This window comes from Nonomuraea sp. NPDC050663 (assembly GCF_044456985.1).
In the GTDB taxonomy this organism is placed as follows: domain Bacteria; phylum Actinomycetota; class Actinomycetes; order Streptosporangiales; family Streptosporangiaceae; genus Nonomuraea.
Genome location: NZ_JBITGL010000008.1, coordinates 306,599 through 324,376 on the forward strand (window position 1 = coordinate 306,599; position 17,778 = coordinate 324,376).

At 69.1% G+C, this 17,778-nt stretch carries 16 protein-coding genes; 10 read left to right on the plus strand and 6 right to left on the minus strand.

Translation table 11 applies throughout. From position 1 onward, the window contains the following. Window positions 1-7: 7 nt before the first annotated feature. Genes nuoL through ACIBH1_RS26420 form a run of 4 tightly spaced genes read left to right on the plus strand, consistent with a single transcriptional unit; the run spans window position 8 to window position 6,008 of the window. Window positions 8-1,849, plus strand: coding sequence for an NADH-quinone oxidoreductase subunit L (nuoL, locus tag ACIBH1_RS26405; protein WP_397316783.1), 1,842 nt, complete (start codon window positions 8-10; stop codon window positions 1,847-1,849). After that, the gene (locus ACIBH1_RS26410) at window positions 1,849-3,426 is read left to right on the plus strand and encodes an NADH-quinone oxidoreductase subunit M (protein ID WP_397316595.1); all 1,578 of its coding nucleotides are present in this window, start codon (window positions 1,849-1,851) and stop codon (window positions 3,424-3,426) included. The genes nuoL and ACIBH1_RS26410 overlap by 1 nt, the downstream gene beginning before the upstream one ends. Further along, the gene (nuoN, locus tag ACIBH1_RS26415; protein ID WP_397316596.1) at window positions 3,423-5,003 is read left to right on the plus strand and encodes an NADH-quinone oxidoreductase subunit NuoN; all 1,581 of its coding nucleotides are present in this window, start codon (window positions 3,423-3,425) and stop codon (window positions 5,001-5,003) included. Before ACIBH1_RS26410 ends, nuoN begins: the two co-directional genes overlap by 4 nt. A gap of 15 nt (window positions 5,004-5,018) precedes the next feature. Next, complete coding sequence (locus tag ACIBH1_RS26420) at window positions 5,019-6,008, plus strand: polyprenyl synthetase family protein (protein WP_397316597.1); 990 nt, start codon at window positions 5,019-5,021, stop codon at window positions 6,006-6,008. 336 nt (window positions 6,009-6,344) lie between these two features. On the opposite strand, the gene ACIBH1_RS26425 is transcribed toward ACIBH1_RS26420, so the two are convergent. Continuing rightward, a complete protein-coding gene (locus tag ACIBH1_RS26425) occupies window positions 6,345-6,695 on the minus strand; it encodes a hypothetical protein (protein ID WP_397316598.1) in 351 nt (116 codons plus the stop codon). Continuing rightward, window positions 6,692-7,612 carry an EamA family transporter RarD gene (gene rarD, locus ACIBH1_RS26430; protein ID WP_397316599.1) on the minus strand — a complete coding sequence of 307 codons (921 nt, stop codon included), beginning with the start codon at window positions 7,610-7,612 and terminating at the stop codon, window positions 6,692-6,694. Before rarD ends, ACIBH1_RS26425 begins: the two co-directional genes overlap by 4 nt. Before the next feature lie 98 nt (window positions 7,613-7,710). Here rarD and msrA point away from each other — a divergent pair, with 98 nt between their 5' ends. Further along, entirely contained in the window at window positions 7,711-8,373 is a 663-nt protein-coding gene (gene msrA, locus ACIBH1_RS26435; RefSeq protein ID WP_397316600.1) for a peptide-methionine (S)-S-oxide reductase MsrA, read from the plus strand. Between the two features lie 632 nt (window positions 8,374-9,005). Next, the gene (locus ACIBH1_RS26440; protein WP_397316601.1) at window positions 9,006-9,473 is read left to right on the plus strand and encodes a hypothetical protein; all 468 of its coding nucleotides are present in this window, start codon (window positions 9,006-9,008) and stop codon (window positions 9,471-9,473) included. A 290-nt stretch (window positions 9,474-9,763) separates the two neighbouring features. Here ACIBH1_RS26440 and ACIBH1_RS26445 read toward each other — a convergent pair whose 3' ends face one another. Next, window positions 9,764-11,317, minus strand: a complete 1,554-nt coding sequence (locus ACIBH1_RS26445) for an alpha/beta hydrolase family protein (protein ID WP_397316602.1) — start codon at window positions 11,315-11,317, stop codon at window positions 9,764-9,766. A gap of 138 nt (window positions 11,318-11,455) precedes the next feature. Between ACIBH1_RS26445 and ACIBH1_RS26450 the strand changes: the two genes are divergently transcribed. Further along, entirely contained in the window at window positions 11,456-12,091 is a 636-nt protein-coding gene (locus ACIBH1_RS26450) for a TetR/AcrR family transcriptional regulator (RefSeq protein ID WP_397316603.1), read from the plus strand. 14 nt (window positions 12,092-12,105) lie between these two features. Here the strand turns inward: ACIBH1_RS26450 and ACIBH1_RS26455 are convergent, their stop codons facing one another. Further along, a complete protein-coding gene (locus ACIBH1_RS26455) occupies window positions 12,106-12,912 on the minus strand; it encodes an SDR family NAD(P)-dependent oxidoreductase (RefSeq protein ID WP_397316604.1) in 807 nt (268 codons plus the stop codon). A 48-nt stretch (window positions 12,913-12,960) separates the two neighbouring features. Between ACIBH1_RS26455 and ACIBH1_RS26460 the strand changes: the two genes are divergently transcribed. Beyond that, on the plus strand, window positions 12,961-13,482 hold the full coding sequence (locus ACIBH1_RS26460) for a winged helix-turn-helix transcriptional regulator (protein ID WP_397316605.1): 522 nt from the start codon (window positions 12,961-12,963) through the stop codon (window positions 13,480-13,482). Between the two features lie 25 nt (window positions 13,483-13,507). On the opposite strand, the gene ACIBH1_RS26465 is transcribed toward ACIBH1_RS26460, so the two are convergent. Continuing rightward, window positions 13,508-14,791, minus strand: a complete 1,284-nt coding sequence (locus ACIBH1_RS26465; protein ID WP_397316606.1) for an FG-GAP-like repeat-containing protein — start codon at window positions 14,789-14,791, stop codon at window positions 13,508-13,510. A 74-nt stretch (window positions 14,792-14,865) separates the two neighbouring features. Between ACIBH1_RS26465 and ACIBH1_RS26470 the strand changes: the two genes are divergently transcribed. Next, window positions 14,866-15,750 (plus strand): ATP-binding cassette domain-containing protein, encoded by an 885-nt coding sequence (locus tag ACIBH1_RS26470; protein ID WP_397316607.1) that lies wholly within the window; start codon window positions 14,866-14,868, stop codon window positions 15,748-15,750. Next, window positions 15,747-17,312, plus strand: a complete 1,566-nt coding sequence (locus tag ACIBH1_RS26475) for an ABC transporter permease (RefSeq protein ID WP_397316608.1) — start codon at window positions 15,747-15,749, stop codon at window positions 17,310-17,312. The genes ACIBH1_RS26470 and ACIBH1_RS26475 overlap by 4 nt, the downstream gene beginning before the upstream one ends. A gap of 26 nt (window positions 17,313-17,338) precedes the next feature. Here the strand turns inward: ACIBH1_RS26475 and ACIBH1_RS26480 are convergent, their stop codons facing one another. Next, the gene (locus ACIBH1_RS26480) at window positions 17,339-17,743 is read right to left on the minus strand and encodes a hypothetical protein (RefSeq protein WP_397316610.1); all 405 of its coding nucleotides are present in this window, start codon (window positions 17,741-17,743) and stop codon (window positions 17,339-17,341) included. Window positions 17,744-17,778: the final 35 nt, after the last annotated feature.

The window sequence follows — 17,778 nt, forward strand, 5'->3', positions numbered from 1 at the left end:
GTGGCTGATGATCGTCCTGCCGCTGATCGGCGCGGCGATCCTGCTCATCGGCGGTCGCCGTACCAACAAGTGGGGACACCTGCTCGGTGTCGCCATGTCACTGGGCTCCTTCGTGGTGGCCGTGCTCGCCCTCGTCCAGCTGCTCGGCCTCGACGATGCCTCGCGGCGCCAGAGCGTGCACCTGTACGAGTTCATTCCGGGCATGGTCGACATGGGCCTGCTGATCGACCCGCTGTCGGTCAGCTTCGCGCTGCTGATCACGGGTGTCGGATCGCTGATCCACATCTACTCGATCGGCTACATGTCGCACGACCCGGAGCGGCGGCGGTTCTTCGCCTACCTGAACCTGTTCGTCGCGGCGATGCTCCTGCTGGTGCTGGCCGACAACTACGTCGGGCTGTTCATCGGCTGGGAGGGCGTGGGTCTCGCGTCCTACCTGCTGATCGGGTTCTGGTACTTCAAGCCGTCGGCCGCGGTCGCGGCCAAGAAGGCCTTCATCGTCAACCGCGTCGGTGACTTCGGCCTCCTGGTCGGCATGTTCGTGATGTGGACCACGTTCGGCACGCTGTCGTTCGCCAAGCTGGGCGAGGCGACCATCGAGCAGAACGGCACCGCCACCGCGATCGGCCTGCTGCTGCTCCTGGGTGCGTGCGGCAAGTCCGCCCAGCTCCCGCTGCAGTCCTGGTTGCTCGACGCGATGGAGGGCCCGACCCCGGTCTCGGCCCTCATCCACGCCGCGACCATGGTCACCGCCGGTGTCTACCTCGTGGTCCGCTCCGGTGCGTTCTTCTTCCCGGTCGACTCCACCGCGGCGCTGGTCGCCGGCATCGTCGGCACTGCCACGCTGCTCGCCGGTGCGATCATCGGTTGCGCGAAGGACGACATCAAGAAGGGCCTCGCGGGCTCGACGATGTCGCAGATCGGCTACATGATGCTGGGCGCGGCCTTCGGGCCCGTCGGCTACGCGTTCGCGATCGGTCACCTGATCACGCACGGCTTCTTCAAGGCCGACATGTTCCTCGGCGCCGGTTCTGTCATGCACGCCATGAACGACGAAGTCGACATGCGCAAGTACGGCGGGCTGTTCCCCAAGATGAAGATCACCGCGATCACCTTCATCATCGGCTATCTCGCGATCATCGGCTTCCCGCTGATGTCCGGCTTCTTCACGAAGGACGGCATCATCGAGACCGCCCTCGAGCACAACCCGGTCATGGGCTGGCTCGCGGTCGCCGGCGCCGGTCTGACCGGCTTCTACATGTCGCGCATGATCTTCATGACCTTCTTCGGCAAGGCGCGCTGGGACAAGGACGCCCACCCGCACGAGTCGCCGGCGGTCATGACGATTCCGCTGATCATCCTGTCGATCGGCGCAATCTTCCTCGGCGCGTTCCTGGTGCTGAACAACACGCTCTACAACTGGCTCGTGCCGGCGGTGGGCGCGGCCGCGGAGGAGCCGGTCTTCCACATCGTCTCCGGCCCCGGCCTGATCACCCTGGCGCTGGTCGCCGTGGGCGTCGTCATCGCCTGGTTCAAGTACGGCAGGGCCGAGGTCCCGGTCACCGCCCCGCGCGGTTCGTTCCTCACCACCTTCGCCCGTCGTGACCTGTACGGCGACGCGCTCAACGAGTCGCTGTTCATGCGCCCCGGCCAGTGGCTGACCCGCCTCGCGGTGTTCTTCGACAACCGCGGCATCGACGGCCTGGTCAACGGACTGGCCGCGACGATCGGCGGCTCGTCCGGCAGGCTCCGCAAGGTCCAGACCGGATTCGCGAGAAGCTATGCGCTGTCCATCCTGTTCGGTGCCGCCCTCCTGACCGGCGCCCTGCTCCTCGTTGGGAACCTGTGATGACGTCACTCTGGCTACCACTGCTGATCGCGGTGCCTGTGGTGGGCGCCGTGGTTGTGGGTGCGGGGCCCAAGTCCTGGGCCAAGTGGCTCACCCTGGCGACCTCCCTGGTCGTGCTGGCCCTCACCCTGGTCATGGCCTTCCAGTTCAAGCCGGGTGGCGAGCGCTTCCAGTTCGTCTTCGAGGCTGACTGGATCCCCGCCTTCGGCGTGAAGTTCGGCCTCGGCGTCGACGGCATCGCGCTGGTCCTCATCGGGCTGACCGCGGTGCTCACCCCGATCGTGATCGCGGCCTCGTGGCACGACGCGGACGCGCCGCACGCCAAGTACTCGGTGAAGACGTACTTCGCCCTCATGCTGGCGCTGCTGGCGATGATGATCGGGGTCTTCGCGGCCACCGACATCTTCCTGTTCTACGTCTTCTTCGAAGCCATGCTGATCCCGATGTACTTCATGATCGGGTCGTACGGCGGGGCGCAGCGTTCCTACGCCGCCATCAAGTTCCTGCTGTACTCCCTGTTCGGCGGCCTGCTCATGCTGGTCGCGGTCATCGGCCTCTACGTGGTCACCACCAGCTGGGTCGGCGGCGACGGACAGCCGCTGTTCGCCAACGGCACCTTCATGTTCCCCGACATCATCGAGGCGCTGAAGACCCAGACGATCGACTCCGGCACCGCCAAGTGGCTGTTCGCGGGCTTCTTCATCGCCTTCGCGATCAAGGCGCCGCTGGTGCCGTTCCACACCTGGCTGCCCGACGCGGCCGCGCAGGCTCCGGCCGGCGCGGCGGTCCTGCTGGTCGGCGTGCTCGACAAGGTCGGCACCTACGGCATGCTCCGCTTCTGCCTCGAGCTGTTCCCCGAAGCCTCCAAGTGGGCCACGCCGCTGGTGATCGTGCTGTCGGTGGTGGGCATCATCTACGGCGCCATCGTGGCGATCGGCCAGACCGACATGAAGCGCCTGATCGCCTACACCTCGATCTCGCACTTCGGCTTCATCGCCATGGGCGTCTTCGCGATGTCGCAGACCGCACAGGAGGGCGCGACCCTCTACATGGTCAACCACGGCTTCGCGACCGGCATGCTCTTCCTGGCCGCGGGCTTCCTCATCGCCCGCCGCGGCTCGCCGTACATCGCCGACTACGGCGGCGTGCAGAAGGTGGCGCCGCTGCTGGCCGGGGCGTTCTTCATCGCCGGCCTGGCCGGACTGTCGCTGCCGGGACTGTCGTCCTTCGTCAGCGAGTTCATGGTCATGATCGGCACCTACTCCAGCACCGCGTTCGGCAGCGGCGCGCTGGCGGTGGCGGCGATCGTCTCCGCGGTCGCGGTCATCCTGGCCGCCGTCTACATCCTGTGGATGGTCCAGCGCACGCTGCACGGCCCCACCGCCGAGTCGGTGTCGGGCATGAAGGACCTGAGCAAGCGCGAACTGTGGGTCGTCGCCCCGCTGCTGGCGCTGATCATCGGCTTCGGCTTCTTCCCCAAGCCGCTGCTCGACATCATCAAGCCTGCGGTGACCGACACCCTGGTCAACGTCAAGGTCGACAATCCCGCTGTCGCTGAGAAGGGTGCGGGCGAGTGAACCAGATTCCGGCACCTACCATCGAGTACGGCACGCTCGCGCCGCTGCTGCTGATCTTCGGCGCGGCCGTGCTCGGCGTACTCGTCGAGGCCTTCGCGCCTCGCTACCTGCGCAGGTCCATCCACCTGCCGCTCACCCTGCTCGGCCTGATCGGCGCGTTCGCGCTGGTCATCATCCAGACCATGGCCGGCGTCCCGAAGGCCGCCGTCGCCATGGGCGCGGTGGCGGTCGACGGCCCGGCGCTGTTCATCTGGGGCGTCATCATCGTCCTGGCGTTCGTCTCAGTGTTGCTGATCAACGACGAGGACCACTTCGTGGCCTCGGCGGCAGCCGTACCCGGCTCCTCCGACGAGGAGGAGGCCGAGCGCGAGGGCTTCGCCCACACCGAGATCTACCCGCTGGTGCTCTTCGCCGTCGGCGGCATGATGCTCTTCCCCGCCTCCAACGACCTGCTGGTCATGTTCGTGGCGCTCGAGGTCATGTCGCTGCCGCTGTACCTCATGTGCGGCCTGGCCCGCCGTCGCCGCCTGCTCTCGCAGGAGGCGTCGCTGAAGTACTTCCTGCTGGGCGCCTTCTCGTCGGCGTTCTTCCTGTACGGCACCGCGCTGGTCTACGGCTACGCCGGTTCCGTCGAGCTCGCCAAGATCAGCACCGCCCTCTCGACGGGCGCGCTGCTCGACCCGCTCCTGCTCGTCGGTCTGGCGCTGCTCGGCGTCGGCCTGATGTTTAAGATCGGTGCGGCTCCGTTCCAGGCCTGGAAGCCCGACGTCTACCAGGGCGCGCCCACGCCCATCACGGCCCTGATGGCCTCCGGCGTGCTCGTCGCGGCCGTTGGCGCGGTGCTGCGGGTGTTCTGGGTCGCGCTGGGCAACATGGACTGGGACTGGCGCCCGGTCATGTGGGGCGTCGCGGCGCTCACGATGCTCGTCGGCGCGGTCCTGGCGATCACGCAGACCGAGATCAAGCGCATGCTGGCCTACTCCTCGATCGCTCACGCGGGCTTCCTGCTGATCGGCGTGCTGGCCACCTACGACGCGCCCGACGGCAACGCCAAGTCGTTGTCGGCGATCCTGTTCTACCTGCTGGTCTACGGCTTCACCACGGTCGGCGCCTTCGCGGTGGTCACCATGGTGCGCGACGCGGGCGGCGAGGCGGGTCACCTGTCGCGCTGGGCCGGACTGGGCAAGCGTTCGCCGCTGCTGGCGGGCACGTTCGCCTTCTTCCTGCTGGCGTTCGCGGGCATCCCGCTGACCAGCGGGTTCTTCGGCAAGTACGCCGTGTTCGCCGCAGCCCTGGGCAGCGGCAACGAGGCGGGCGACTCGCTGGGCGGCTGGATGGCCGGCATCGTGGTGGTGGGTGTGATCGCCTCGGCGATCGCCGCCTTCTTCTACGTGCGCGTCATCGTGCTGATGTTCTTCAGCGAGCCGGCGGCCGACGGGCCCACCGTGGTGGCCCCTTCGTTCAGCCTGCAGTTCGTAATCGGTGTGGCGATGGCAGTGACGGTTATCGCGGGTGTTTTCCCGCAGCCTATTCTGGACATCGCCAGAGATGCGGCCTCTGGCCTGTTCATCCGGTGAAGTAGGGGGATTTAGATGGCTGCGCCACCCGTGGTTGACCTTCCGATCGTCGACGAGAGGTTGGCGCAGGATCTGTCCACCGGGATGGCCTCGGTCGAGAAGCTCCTGCGGTCCTCTGTCGAGACCGAGGACGCCTTCGTCACCGAGGCCTCCAAGCACCTCATCGAAGCAGGCGGCAAGCGTTTCCGCACCCTCATGGTGCTGCTCGCCGCCCAGTTCGGAGACCCGTCGGCGCCGGGCGTCGTGCCCGGCGCCGTGGTCATCGAGCTCACCCACCTCGGCTCGCTCTACCACGACGACGTCATGGACGAGGCGACCGTACGGCGGGGCTCGGAGTCGGCCAACACCCGCTTCGGCAACACCGTCGCCATCCTGACCGGCGACTACCTGTTCGCCCAGGCCTCGGAGATCCTCGCCGACCTCGGGCCCGCGCTCATCCGCATCCAGGCGCAGACCTTCTCCCGCCTGGTCCAGGGGCAGATCCACGAGACCATCGGCGTGCGGCCCGGTGAGGACGCGGTCTCCCACTACATCAACGTGCTGGCCGACAAGACCGGCTCCCTGATCGCCGCCTCCGGCCGCTTCGGCGCCCTGCTGGCCGGTGCCCCCTCCGACGTCGAGGAGCGCATCAGCCGCGCCTGCGAGGCCATCGGCGTCGCGTGGCAGCTCGGCGACGACCTGCTCGACGTGGCCTCCACGTCGTCGCAGTCGGGCAAGACGCCCGGCACCGACCTGCGCGAGGGCATCCGCACGCTGCCGGTGCTGTACGTGCTGCGCTCCAGCGAGCCGTCGCGGCTGAAGGAGCTCCTGTCGGGGCCCGTGGCCGACGAGGACCTGGAGGAGGCTCTCACGCTGCTTCGGGCGTCCACGGCGATGGCTGAGGCACGGGCCGAGCTCAACGCATGGGTGGACCGGGCGCGCAACGACCTGTCGGCTTTGCCGGACATTCCGGCCCGGGAGGCGTTCCTCGCGCTGTGCGACTACGTGGTGGAACGCTCGGGCTGACGGGTGACCGGGTGGGCTTCCGTTCGCGCGGGGGCTCACCAGGCCGTGGGGCTCGCTGGCTCGCGCTGGCCATGGCTCGCTTGCCGTGCCGCCTCGGGCTCGCCGGACCGTGTTGTGCGCCGACGTGCCGCCGTGGGCTGCCGGGTGTCCGGCTCAAGGCCACAGGGTGCCACTGGGCGCGAGCAGGCGCGGCACGGCAGTTGCAGGCGGCCGCCGCGCCGTGCTTGAGGACACGGGTGCCGCTGGGCGGCGGGCTTGAGGCCTCGGGGTCGCGCTGTGCTCGTGGCCACGGGCGTCCCGGGGCATCGTGCTTGAGGCCTCGGGCGTCCTGGGGCGTCAGCGAGTGCCGCCACTCCCGCTGTGGATGCGCTCGAAACGCAGGCCGGTCGTGCGGCGGCCGCCGTCGCGGCGGGTGACCGTCAGGTGGTCGCGGCCCACGCGTGCCTCCACCTCCACCACCTCGTCCCGCAGGTGGCCGCGCGTCGTGAAGCGCAGTACCCCGCCCCTCACCTCGTACCGCGCCACGTGGATGCCGCGCCCTGGCGTCGCGGCCTCCGGCACCAGCCATCGGGCGATCGCCTCGCCCTCCGCCACGCCCGGTGCCGGCCGTACAAGGGCGTCGAGGACCACGCCGTCCCGGTAGAACCGGAACACCTGCACATCCCCCGCGTAGATCCCGGTGATCATCGTGACGCGACGAGGCCGGGCCCCTCCGCCAGAGCCTTGCGCGCCCGCCGTGCCGTACGCAGGCTGTCGTAGCTGAAGATCGCCAACGCCAGCCACACGATAGAGAACCCGAGCCACCGGCTCACGGGCATCGTCTCCTTGGCGATCAGCACGCCCACCAGGAACTGCAGGATCGGCGCGATGTACTGCAGCAGCCCGATCGTGCTCAGGGGCACCCGGATCGCGGCCGAGGTGAAGCACATCAGCGGCACCGCGGTGATCACGCCCGCGCCGGCGAGCAGGAGCGCGTGCCACGGGGTGCTGTGGCCGAAGGTCGCGGTGCCCTGCGTCTCGAGGTAGACGAGGTAGGCCAGCGCCGGGGCGAGCAGTACGAGCGTCTCGATGGTGAGGCTCTCGGCGGCGCCCACGTTGGCCTTCTTCTTGACCAGACCGTAGACGCCGAAGCTCACCGCCAGGATGAGGGCGATCCACGGCGGCCTGCCGTACCCGACCGCGAGCACGACGACGGCGAGGGCGCCGAAGCCGACGGCCACCCACTGCAGGTTCCGCAGCCGCTCCTTGAGCAGCAGGACGCCGAAGAGCACGCTGACGAGGGGGTTGATGAAGTAGCCGAGGGCGCTTTCCACCACCTGGCCGCTGTTGACGGCGTGGATGTAGGTCAGCCAGTTGAGTGAGACAAGGACCGCCGCGAGCGCGAGCAGCCCCATCGTCTTCGGCTGCTTGACCAGCCCTCGGAACCACGACCAGTGCCGCCGGATGGCGAGGATGGCCACCACCGCCACCAGCGACCACGCCATGCGATGCGCGAGGATCTCGAGCGGCTCGGACGGCTTGAGCAGCGGCCAGTAGAGGGGGAAGAGCCCCCACATGGCGTAGGCCGCGATTCCGAAGAGCACCCCACGGCGATAGTCAGGCATGAAGAACATTTTCGCTGGTTACCAGCTTAATGACAAATAAGTCTTGATATCCGGACAGTTAAGCGCTGCTTCAGCATCCGGTGACGTAAGCTGATGGCATGGGCTGGCTTTTCGGCACGAACAAGACCTCGATGGTCTCCCCTTCCGACGCTCTTCCGGGGCGCTCAGACGAGATGCCGGTGCCCGCGCGGCACGCGGTGCTCGACGCCCCGCTGGCTCCGCCGTACCCCGAAGGCGTGGAGATCGCCGACTTCGGGCTGGGCTGCTTCTGGGGCGCCGAGCGCAAGTTCTGGCAGACCCCGGGCGTGGTGACCACCGCGGTCGGCTACCAGGGCGGGTACACCCCCAACCCGACGTACGAAGAGGTGTGCAGCGGGCGGACCGGGCACACCGAGGTGGTCAGGGTGGTGTTCGACCCGGCCAAGGTGTCGTACGAGGAACTGCTGCGCGTGTTCTGGGAGGCGCACGACCCGACGCAGGGGATGCGGCAGGGCAACGACGTGGGCACGCAGTACCGGTCGTCGATCTACTTCCACTCGCCCGAGCAGGAGAAGTCGGCGCTGGCTTCGCGTGACGCCTACGCGAAGGTGCTGGGCGCGGCGGGGTACAAGGACATCACGACGGAGATCGCGGCGGCGGGGCCGTTCTACTTCGCGGAGGATTATCACCAGCAGTACTTGTTCAAGAACCCCGGCGGCTACTGCGGGATCGGAGGGACCGGAGTCAGCTGCCCGGTAGGCATCGCGCCTGCCGGTGAGTGAACCGAGAGATCTTCAACGAGGTCTCGGTGCTGTGGGGGAGCACAGGGCGCAGTGTTGCCCCGATGATCTGCGTGATGTGGAGATCCACGGACAGCCGGTCATGCTGCTGGATCTCTACATGGCAGGGTGCTTGACCAGCTACGTCGGGAGTGGGCACGGCGTCCTGGACGTGGACCGGCTTCGAGTTCTTAGGGAATGTGCCCGAGATCTACGGGCGCTGCTTTCGAGGATCGGGCATAAGGAAGAGCGTGCGTACCTGAGTCGTTTGGTGCGGATGGCCGAGCTTGTCCTGAGTGATTCGGCAACGACGTCCGGTCACGCAAGGTAGCGACGGCGAGAACCTTGCTCTACAGGGCCCGGGGCGGACCGCCTGTGGCCTATCAGTTAGCAGAATCCGCGGTAGACGGCGAGGGGCGTCACCGTTATGGACGGATACCTTGCAAGCTTCGCCCGCAACGGACGTTTGCTGGAACCGTACGTCCGGCCTGCTCGTCGAGGAGCCCGCGAAAATGTGATGGCTCAGGTCGCCTGCGTCGAACGATGCTGTAGGGGTGTTGACTGCTGAGAAGTACGAACGTACGGCTGCTTCACTTCGAGGCAGTCACATCCGAAGGGTTGTCTACTACCCCCTGATGGCAGGGGAGAGCGGCCTCGACGTCGATGAGTGGGACTGCGGAACGTGGCACGAGCCCACCATGGGCGTGGAACTGCATACCGACGACGGTTGTTACTCCGCAGTGTGGGGCAGCAGCTTCGACCACTACGGGCTTGAGGTCTATCGTGAGCCGATGACCGCCCACCTACGGATGATCGGCGAACAGGGCGGTTCGGCCGCGGTAGATGTAACCGATCATCCGTGCTGGTCGGGTGTGGTCGGCAGGAAGTTGACTCGCGTCGAGATCGCTTGGGGCCAAGACTCTCCTTCCTGTCCTCGGGTGCCGTACGCGATCCGGTTGGGTGCGCGGGAAAAGGCCGTGTGGATAGCCGCAGGGCGTCCAGCTGCATGGCCACCCTCCGGGGACTTCACCCTGGGCACCGACGACGTCATGGTTCTCTTCACTCCTGAACTCGCAGCCGAGGTGGGCTTTCCCTCCCTGTAAGCAGTCGGGGAAGGCGCCTGCTGCTAGGTGGGTCTACCAGGCTTGGCCGCCAACGACCCGCATCCACCACATGTGCGTTTCGTGGTATGGCCACCGTCCGGCGAGGTGAAGTTGGAGCAGGACCGCTCGCAAGGTCGGAGTGACGCTGGTAGTCGTGCACCTCAAGGACGGCCGTTGATGAGGCCCCAGGTGAAGCGGCTGAGGTTCCGGGGTGGGGAGCACCGTCGGTCATGTTCGGATCTCCAGAATCCGATCAAGACTCTGGTCAGCGCTGTAATCGTTGATCAGGGTCACCAAGAATTTGATTGGCTACGCAACCTTGCGCCGGGAGGGACGGGAGTCTCCTGTCCGGTCGGGCTGACCTCTGGTGAGGTGTAGAGCAACCGCGCCTCTGGGAAGCGGCTCGATGGTCCTTCCAGCAGTGACGGTGATCGTCCCACGAGATGCTTGTCGAAGAACGCGAGCGAGTACGCGTTGATGATGTCGTGTGCTCGCCGCGCGTCGATCGTCCCGTTGAGGCCAAGCTGCGGTGTCATCGGTGACCAGGCCGGGACGTCGGTGAAGTCGACGTGGAACAAGCCGGGGATCTCCACGTAGTAGCCGGCGCCCGGTAGGCGCCGGTGCACGTCGGTCATGGTGTCGATGGTCCCGGAGATCTCCTCCTCCGGCCAGCCGCCGCTGCGTTCCCGTTCGAGGCGGAAGGTCGCGGCATCGCGGGTCATGAAGAGGGTCGGCTGTCGGAGGCCGGCCTTGACGACGTGGGCCGTCATCTGGACGTCCATGATGAGGCATGCCTTGAGGCGCGGGTCGTTCGCGCAGGCCTCGGCTGCGGTCGCGCCGCCCCAGGAGATCCCGAAGACGCCGGCGCGTTCGAGGTCGAGGCGGCCGGTCAGGATGCCGTCGGGAGCGGCCTCGTTCAGCTTCGTGAGGTGGTCGAGCGCGAGGCTGACGTCCTGCGCGAAGTACGGGATGATCCCGTCGGGAAGCGCCTCCCCCTGGAGGGTTGGCGCGTTAGGGCGCGGTGTCCAGCTCTGGCGGATCAGCGGGTAGATCTCGTCCCTGGGCCACCCGGGAATCTCCCGCCCGTCGGGGAAACGTGTCATGGCGGCGGCGCCCGGCTGGTCGAGCCCGACGACCACGTAGCCGTGCGAGACGAGCTCCTGGATCTGGAAGGTGCTCGCGGCGCGGAACCCGCCGAGTCCGGTGAGGGAGATGAGCACCGGGTAGCGGGGGTGGTCGGCGGCCACGCGGGCGGACGCGACGGCGTGGGAGGTCACGTCACCGAGCTGGCTGAAGACGAGTTCGGGGAAGCCGGCCAGGCGCGCCATCGCCGGCGTCACCACGTCGGCGTCCTGGATGTAGGGGGCGCGTGGTGCGGAGGGCTGGGGCTCGGCGGGGTACCAGACCTGCGCCATGAGCTCCCGGTGGTCATCGGGGCTGTCGGTGAACAGCTCCGGGCGGCCTGGGTCTGCCCAGTGGTAGGTCGTGGTGCCGACCGCATACGGTCCGGTCGGCTCGGGGAAGCGGAACACGGGCATCACCGTCGCAAGGAGGACGGTGGCGAGGGCTGCCAGCGCGCCGAGTCCGGCGCCCAGCCGGTTGACGTGCTTGGCGCTCGGCCGGACCAGGCGCTTCAGCCAGGTCAGGAAGAGGACGGCGGTCAGCGCGTAGGCCGGAGCCGTCTGCCAGCGCGGGCCTTCGACGAGGACCTGTGCTGTCGCCAGGAGCAGCGCGGCGGGCATCACCGCCAAGCCTGGAAGGCGCCGCGTGCGCAGCCGGGGGAGCGTCACGATCGCGAGTCCCAGCAGGTTGACGGCCGACAGCAGGAGTTCCAGGGGTCTCATCGGGTGCTCCTCAGGGTGTGGAGGGCCGGGTCGGACCGGAGCGCATCGCACGTGTCTGACGCCGCTTCAAACCTACGGTGTAGGTTTGTCCTGTGAGCATATTCTACGGTGTAGGTTTGGCGTTCGGGAGGAACGGACATGGCCAGACGCGCGCAGGGCACCTCGGCGGGGCTCGACCGCGAGCGCATCGCCGCCGCCGCCGTCGCGCTCGTCGACCGCGACGGCCTCGAGCGCTTCGGGGTACGGCGGCTCGCGGAGGATCTCGGGGTGGATCCGATGTCGATCTATCACCACATCAAGGGCAAGGCGGCGCTGCTGGATGCGATGTCCGAGGCCGTGCTCGCCGAGGTGGAGGTCGCCGCGGACGACGCGCCCCAAGGCTGGGAGGAGATCGCCCGCCGCACGGCGCACGCCTACCGGCAGATGGCCTACCGGCACCCCCGGGTGTTCCCGCTGCTGGCCACGCGTGCCCAGACCTCGCCGGTGGCCCTCGCCGCCCTGGAACGACTGGTCAGCGCGATGCGTGAGGCCGGCCTGCCCGACCAGGTGATCGCCGATGCGCCGCTGACGGTGTTCGGTTTCCTCAACGGGTATCTGCTGGCGGTCGTCAGCGGTGGATCCGACATGCCCGCGATCAACGCCACCACGTATCCGACGATGGCGGCGCTCGCCTCCCTGCAGTCAGGTTTCGGGTCCGTGGAGGAGTTCGATCGGATCCTTGACACCGTGCTCGGCGGAATCCGGGATCAGGGCAGTCGGCAGGGGACTGGCTGAGCGCGGGTCTCGTGTCATCCCCCGATGTCGCTCAGAAGTTTCTCGGTATAGGCCGCCAGGCGAGCCGCATCGTCAAGGTCGAGGGTTTTGAGCGAGAGGTCCAGTTCCTTGCCGCGGTCGACGGCGGTGAGGGGCGTCGTGGGCGGGTGGTCGATCCACTCGACGATCGGGCTGGCCGAGGCTGCCACAGGGCGGGCGAAGAGCCGGCCCAGGAGCCTGAGGGAGGCTCGCACCATGGGTGACGGGTGGTTGTCGACGCCGCTGCGGGTGAAGCCGGGGTGGTAGAGCACGTAGCGGGCCTTGCTCGACGAGCGGGCGGCGAAGTCGACACCCAGCAGGTCGTTGGCGCGGCCCGCCTGGAGCTGGGCGCGGACCTGGCCGTAGCCGCGGGTGAGCTGGGGGTCGTCCCAGTGGATGCGGCCCGCCGTGGTGCCGACGCCCGCCACGTTGACGATCACGGGGTGCGGGGCGGCGTCGAGCAGGGGTGCGAGGCGGTGGCTGAGCAGATGGCGGCTCAGGTAGTACAGGGCGAAGGTGTACTCCAGGCCGTCGGGCGTCTGGCGGCGCCGGGGCATGGGGCGGTTGGCGAACAGGGCGAGGGCGTCGATGGCGTCGTAGTGTTCTGAGAGGTGGGTGACGACGCGTTCCACCTCGGCGACCGACGACAGGTCCGCCTGGAGGGCGTGCAGGTTGGGGTGCGGGGGCAGGGTGCTGGGCGATGATCCGATCACCGTGACCGTGTCGCCGCGGCCGAGGCGTTCGAGGGCGGTCGCGCGGCCCATGCCGCTGGTGCCGCCGCTGATGACTACGTTCTTGGGCACGGCACCCATCGTGCGAGACGGCAGCGGAAGCGGGAAGAAGGCAGTTTCATGTCCGATACGAACACGCGTGTGCCCTCCGTGCTCGCTCACGAGTTGCCGCGACCGGTGCCGATGGACGAGCTGGCGGCGTGTCCGGCGAGTGAGGTGTTCCGCCGGGTTGGCGACAAGTGGAGCATGCTGGTGGTGATCCTGCTGGGTGGGCGGGCGCATCGGTACAACGAGTTGCACCGGGCCATCGAGGGGATCAGCCAGCGGATGCTCACGCGGACGTTGCGGGGGCTGGAGGATGACGGGCTGGTGTGGCGGCGGGTGCATCCGACGGTGCCGCCGGGGGTGGAGTACGGGCTGACGGAGCTGGGGGTGTCGTTGCTGGGGCCGTTGTCGGCGCTGGCCGACTGGGCTGTACGGCATGAGCCGGGGATGGCGGAGGCGAGACGAGCAGCCTCGGAGAGCCGTGCGGGGGAAAGCCGGGCTGGGGCGAGCCGGGCAGGTGAGAGCCGGGCGGGGGCGAGCGAGGTAAGTGAGAGCCGGGTAGGGAGGGGCGAGCAGGGGAGGGCCGGCCGGCGGTGAGCCGGGCGCGCGGCCTGGCAGGGGCCTAGCGGGCGATCAGGGTGCCGGAGATCGGGAAGCTGCGGGCTTTGCCGCCCCTGAACCAGTGGACCTGCACCGCCGCCCCCTTCGCCACCGCGAGCTCCGGCGACGAGTCGCCGTCCACGTCGATCAGCGCCACCGTCGCCCCGGCCACCGCCAGGCGCTGCGACTCACGCAGCCCGCCGGCCGAGCCGCGCAGCACCACGACCTCGCCCTTCGTGGCGGCCACGAGGTCCGAGCGGCCGTCCTCGTCGATGTCGCCGGCGGCCAGGGCCCCGGCGGTGGCGGGCAGCAGTCCGGGCACGGCGACCTTGGTGATCCGGCCGCGGGAGATGCCGCCGGGCCCGCCGCGCAGCACCACGAGCCTGCCGCCGCCGTAGGCGATGGCCACGTCGGCGTACTTGCCGCCGTAGAAGCGCCCGGCCCGTACGGACCACCCGAAGGCCTCGCGGGTGCACATCCCGGTCTTGGACGTGTCGTTCGCCCCCTGCGCGCCGCCCGAGCAGTCCTGGATGTTCATCACGCGCCCGTCCACGTTCCCGCTGGTGACCATGGTGTCGCCGGCGAGGGTGACGCCCTTGGCCGAGCCCTTGAACAGGTGGACGGCGCCGCCGATGTCGAAGCCGGGGCGTCCGGAGGGGGCGGTGACGACGAGGTCGGGGTAGCCGTCGCCGGTCACGTCACCGGCGGCGAGTGCGGCGCCGAACAGGCGGCTGTGCTGGCTGAAGCCGGTCACGCCGGGGGTGTTCTCGCTGAGCTTGAGTGCGCGGGTGGCGGTGAGGCCGCGGCGGGAGCCGTACAGGACGATCGCGGCGCCGCCGTGCACGGCCGCGCCGTCGAGGGTGGTCTGGGGTGCGCCGGCGGCGAGGTCGGTGTAGCCGTCGCGGTTGAAGTCGGAGGTGGTCAGCGCGTCGCCGAAGCCGTGGCCGGTGCCGAGGCCCGGCACGCCGCCCTGGCCGGGGGTGAAGTGGGCGGTGCGGGAGACGTAGGAGGGTCCGCGCGTGCCGTACCTGATGGTGACCTTGCCCGAGGTGCCGGTGGCCACGTCCGCGAGGCCGTCGCCGTCGAAGTCGCCGGTGGACAGCGCCGTGGCCGCCTGGGCGAGGGTGACGGGTCTGCCGCGCAGCGACTGGATGGTGAGGTTGCCGGTTCCGGCCACGACGAGGTCGGCTCCGCCGTCGCCGTTGACGTCGCCCCGGATGGGACGCGCCGCGGCGGCGTGGGCGGGCTCGACGGTGGTTGCGGAGAGCACCAGTGCCAGCGCCACGGCCAGGGCGCGAGGAGTCATGTCGGCACCCTAGCCGGAACATAGGGCAGATGTCCGATACCCGGAGAAAGCGGCCGATTCTAGCGTCATGACTTGTGAACACCACGACCGCAATCGCCGTCACCGGACTGCACAAGAGTTTCGGGCGGGCACACGCACTCGACGGTTTGAGCCTCACCGTCAACACAGGGGAGGTGCACGGCTTCCTCGGTCCCAACGGCTCGGGCAAGTCGACCACCATCCGCATCCTTCTCGGCCTCATGCGCGCGGACCGCGGCGGCGCCGTACTGCTCGGCGGGGACCCGTGGAAGGACTCCACCCGCCTGCACCGGCGCCTGGCCTACGTGCCGGGCGACGTGAACCTCTGGCCCGCGCTGACGGGCGGGGAGGCGATCGACCTGCTCGGCACGCTGCGCGGTGGCCTCGACCAGGAGCGCAGGCGCGAGCTGGTCGAGAGGTTCGAGCTGGATCCGAGGAAGAAGGCCAGGGCCTACTCCAAGGGCAACCGGCAGAAGGTGGCTCTCGTGGCGGCGTTCGCGTCGAACGCCGACCTGCTCATCCTGGACGAGCCGACCTCCGGGCTCGACCCGCTGATGGAGGCGATCTTCCAGCAGTGCGTGGCCGAGGAGAAGGCCAAGGGCCGCACCATCCTGCTGTCGAGCCACATCCTGAGCGAGGTCGAGGCGCTGTGCGACCGGGTGAGCATCATCCGGGCCGGCCGCACGGTGGAGGCGGGCACGCTGGCCGAGCTCAGGCACCTGACGATGACCAGGATCGATGTCGAGCTCGCCGGCCCGGCGCCCGATCTGCCGTGGGCCCACGACCTGGTGGCCGACGGCAGGAAGCTGACCTTCCAGGTCGCGGGTGAGGACCTCGGCAAAGCCATGGACCGCCTGGCGCAGGCCGGGATCGTCGGCCTGACCAGCCGTCCGCCGTCGTTGGAAGACCTGTTCATGCGGCACTACGGGAGCGAGCGATGATGACCGGGACCTGGACCCTCGCCAAGTTGATCATCCGCAGGGAACGGCTGATCGCTCCCTTGTGGATCCTGCTCCTGGCCGTCCTGGCGGCCGGGCAGTACGGCCGCTATGCCGAGCAGATCCCCGACATCAAGGCCTTCGCCGCCGAAATGGTGAACAACAAGGCGCTGACGGCCTTCGCCGGGGAGGTCTACTCGGCCACCGTGGCGGGCATGGCGGTGTGGAAGAACGCCGACGCGATCTACACCGTCCTCGGCCTCATCATGATCCTGACGATCGTGCGCCACACGCGCGGCGAGGAGGAGAGCGGCCGCGCCGAACTGGTCGGCGCCGGAGTGGTCGGCCGCCTCGCACCGCTGGCCGCCGCGCTGGCCGTCACCGCGGCCTCGGCCGTGCTCGCCGGACTGCTCACCGCCGTCGCGATGATCAAGGCGGGCGCCGACACCACTGGCTCGCTCGCCTTCGGCGCCGCCGTCACCGCCGCCGGCCTGGCCTTCCTCGGCATCGGCGCCGTGGCGGCGCAGCTCACCCGCGGCGCCCGCGCCGCCATCGGCCTGGCCGGAGTCGGGCTGGGGCTCAGCTACCTGCTGCGGTTCGTCGCCGACGGCAGCGGCGTGAGCGCGCTGAAGTGGCTGTCGCCTCAGGGCTGGTCGCACCTGGTCAAGCCGTACGGCGACGACGACTTCGCGGTGCTCGGGATCAGCGTCGCCTTCTGCGCCGCCGCGATCGCGCTGGCCGTACGGCTCAACAACCGCCGCGACCTGGGCGCCGGCATCCTGCCCGAGAAGCCGGGACCCGCGGGTTCCGTACGGCTGCGCAGCCCGCTCGCCCTCGCCTGGAGGCTGCACCGGGGACTGCTGACCGGTTGGACCATCGGCTACGCGGTCGCCGGACTGGTCTTCGGAGCCCTGGCCGCCTCGATCGGCGAGGTGTCGCGGCAGGGCGCGGCGATCGAGGAGTTCTTCCGCCGCTACACCGGCGGCCCCGAGGCCACCATGACCGACGCCTACCTGTGGCTGATCGCGCTGAGCCTCGGCTACGTCTCGGCCCTCTACCCGCTGCTGGCCGTCCTGAGGATGCGCAACGAGGAGCTGTCGGGACGGGCGGAACTCCTGCTCGCCGGGCCGGTCGACCGGCTGCGCTGGGCGGCGGGTCACCTGGTGATCGCCCTGCTGGGCAGCGCGGCGATCCTGGCGGCGGCGGGGCTGACCATGGGGCTGGCGGTCGGACAGCCGGGCAAGGTGCTGGCGGGCACGCTCATCCAGATCCCGGCGACCTGGATCATGGCGGGGCTCGGAGTGGCCGCCTTCGGGCTGCTGCCCAGGGCCGCGGCGGCGATCAGCTGGGCGGGCTTCCTGTTCGTCAACCTCTTCGGCGAGGTGCTGGGGCCGATCCTGGGGATCGACTACTGGATCGCCAAGTTCTTCGTGCCCTATCCGAACCTGCCGATGGTGGTCTCGGGCGAGGCGTTCACGGTGCTGCCGCCGGCGGTCATGCTCGCGGTCACGGTGGCGCTGGTCGCGGCGGGGCTGGGCGGGCTGCGGCGACGGGCGCTCGTCTGAGGTGCGGGGACGTCGGGAGGGTTCGTCTAGTGGTTCGGCGCGGTGCCCATCGGGGGCACCGCGCCGACGCGTTCGCGGAACCAGGCGCGGGAGGCGGGCAGGATGAGCAGCACCACGACGGCCGCCGGCGCCACGAGCGTGACGTCGAGCAGACTGGAGAGCTCCTCGCCGTCGAGGAGCCTCATCGTGTCCCCCAAGGCGAGGCCCGCGACCTGCAGCGCGATCGCGGCCCCCAGATGCCATGGCCGCGGCGCGCGCCACCGCCCGGCCAGCCACCCCGCGACGATCCAGGGAAGATTCACGGCGACCATGAGGAGCACGACGAGCGGGACATCCGTGCCGATGCCCGCGATGATCAGGCCGACGCTGAGCAGGCTGAAGGCCGCCTGGAGGAAGATCAGGAGCTGGGCCGTGCGCACGGTTGTCGGCACAATCCGGAAGTATCGCACCACCCTTGGCGGACTGT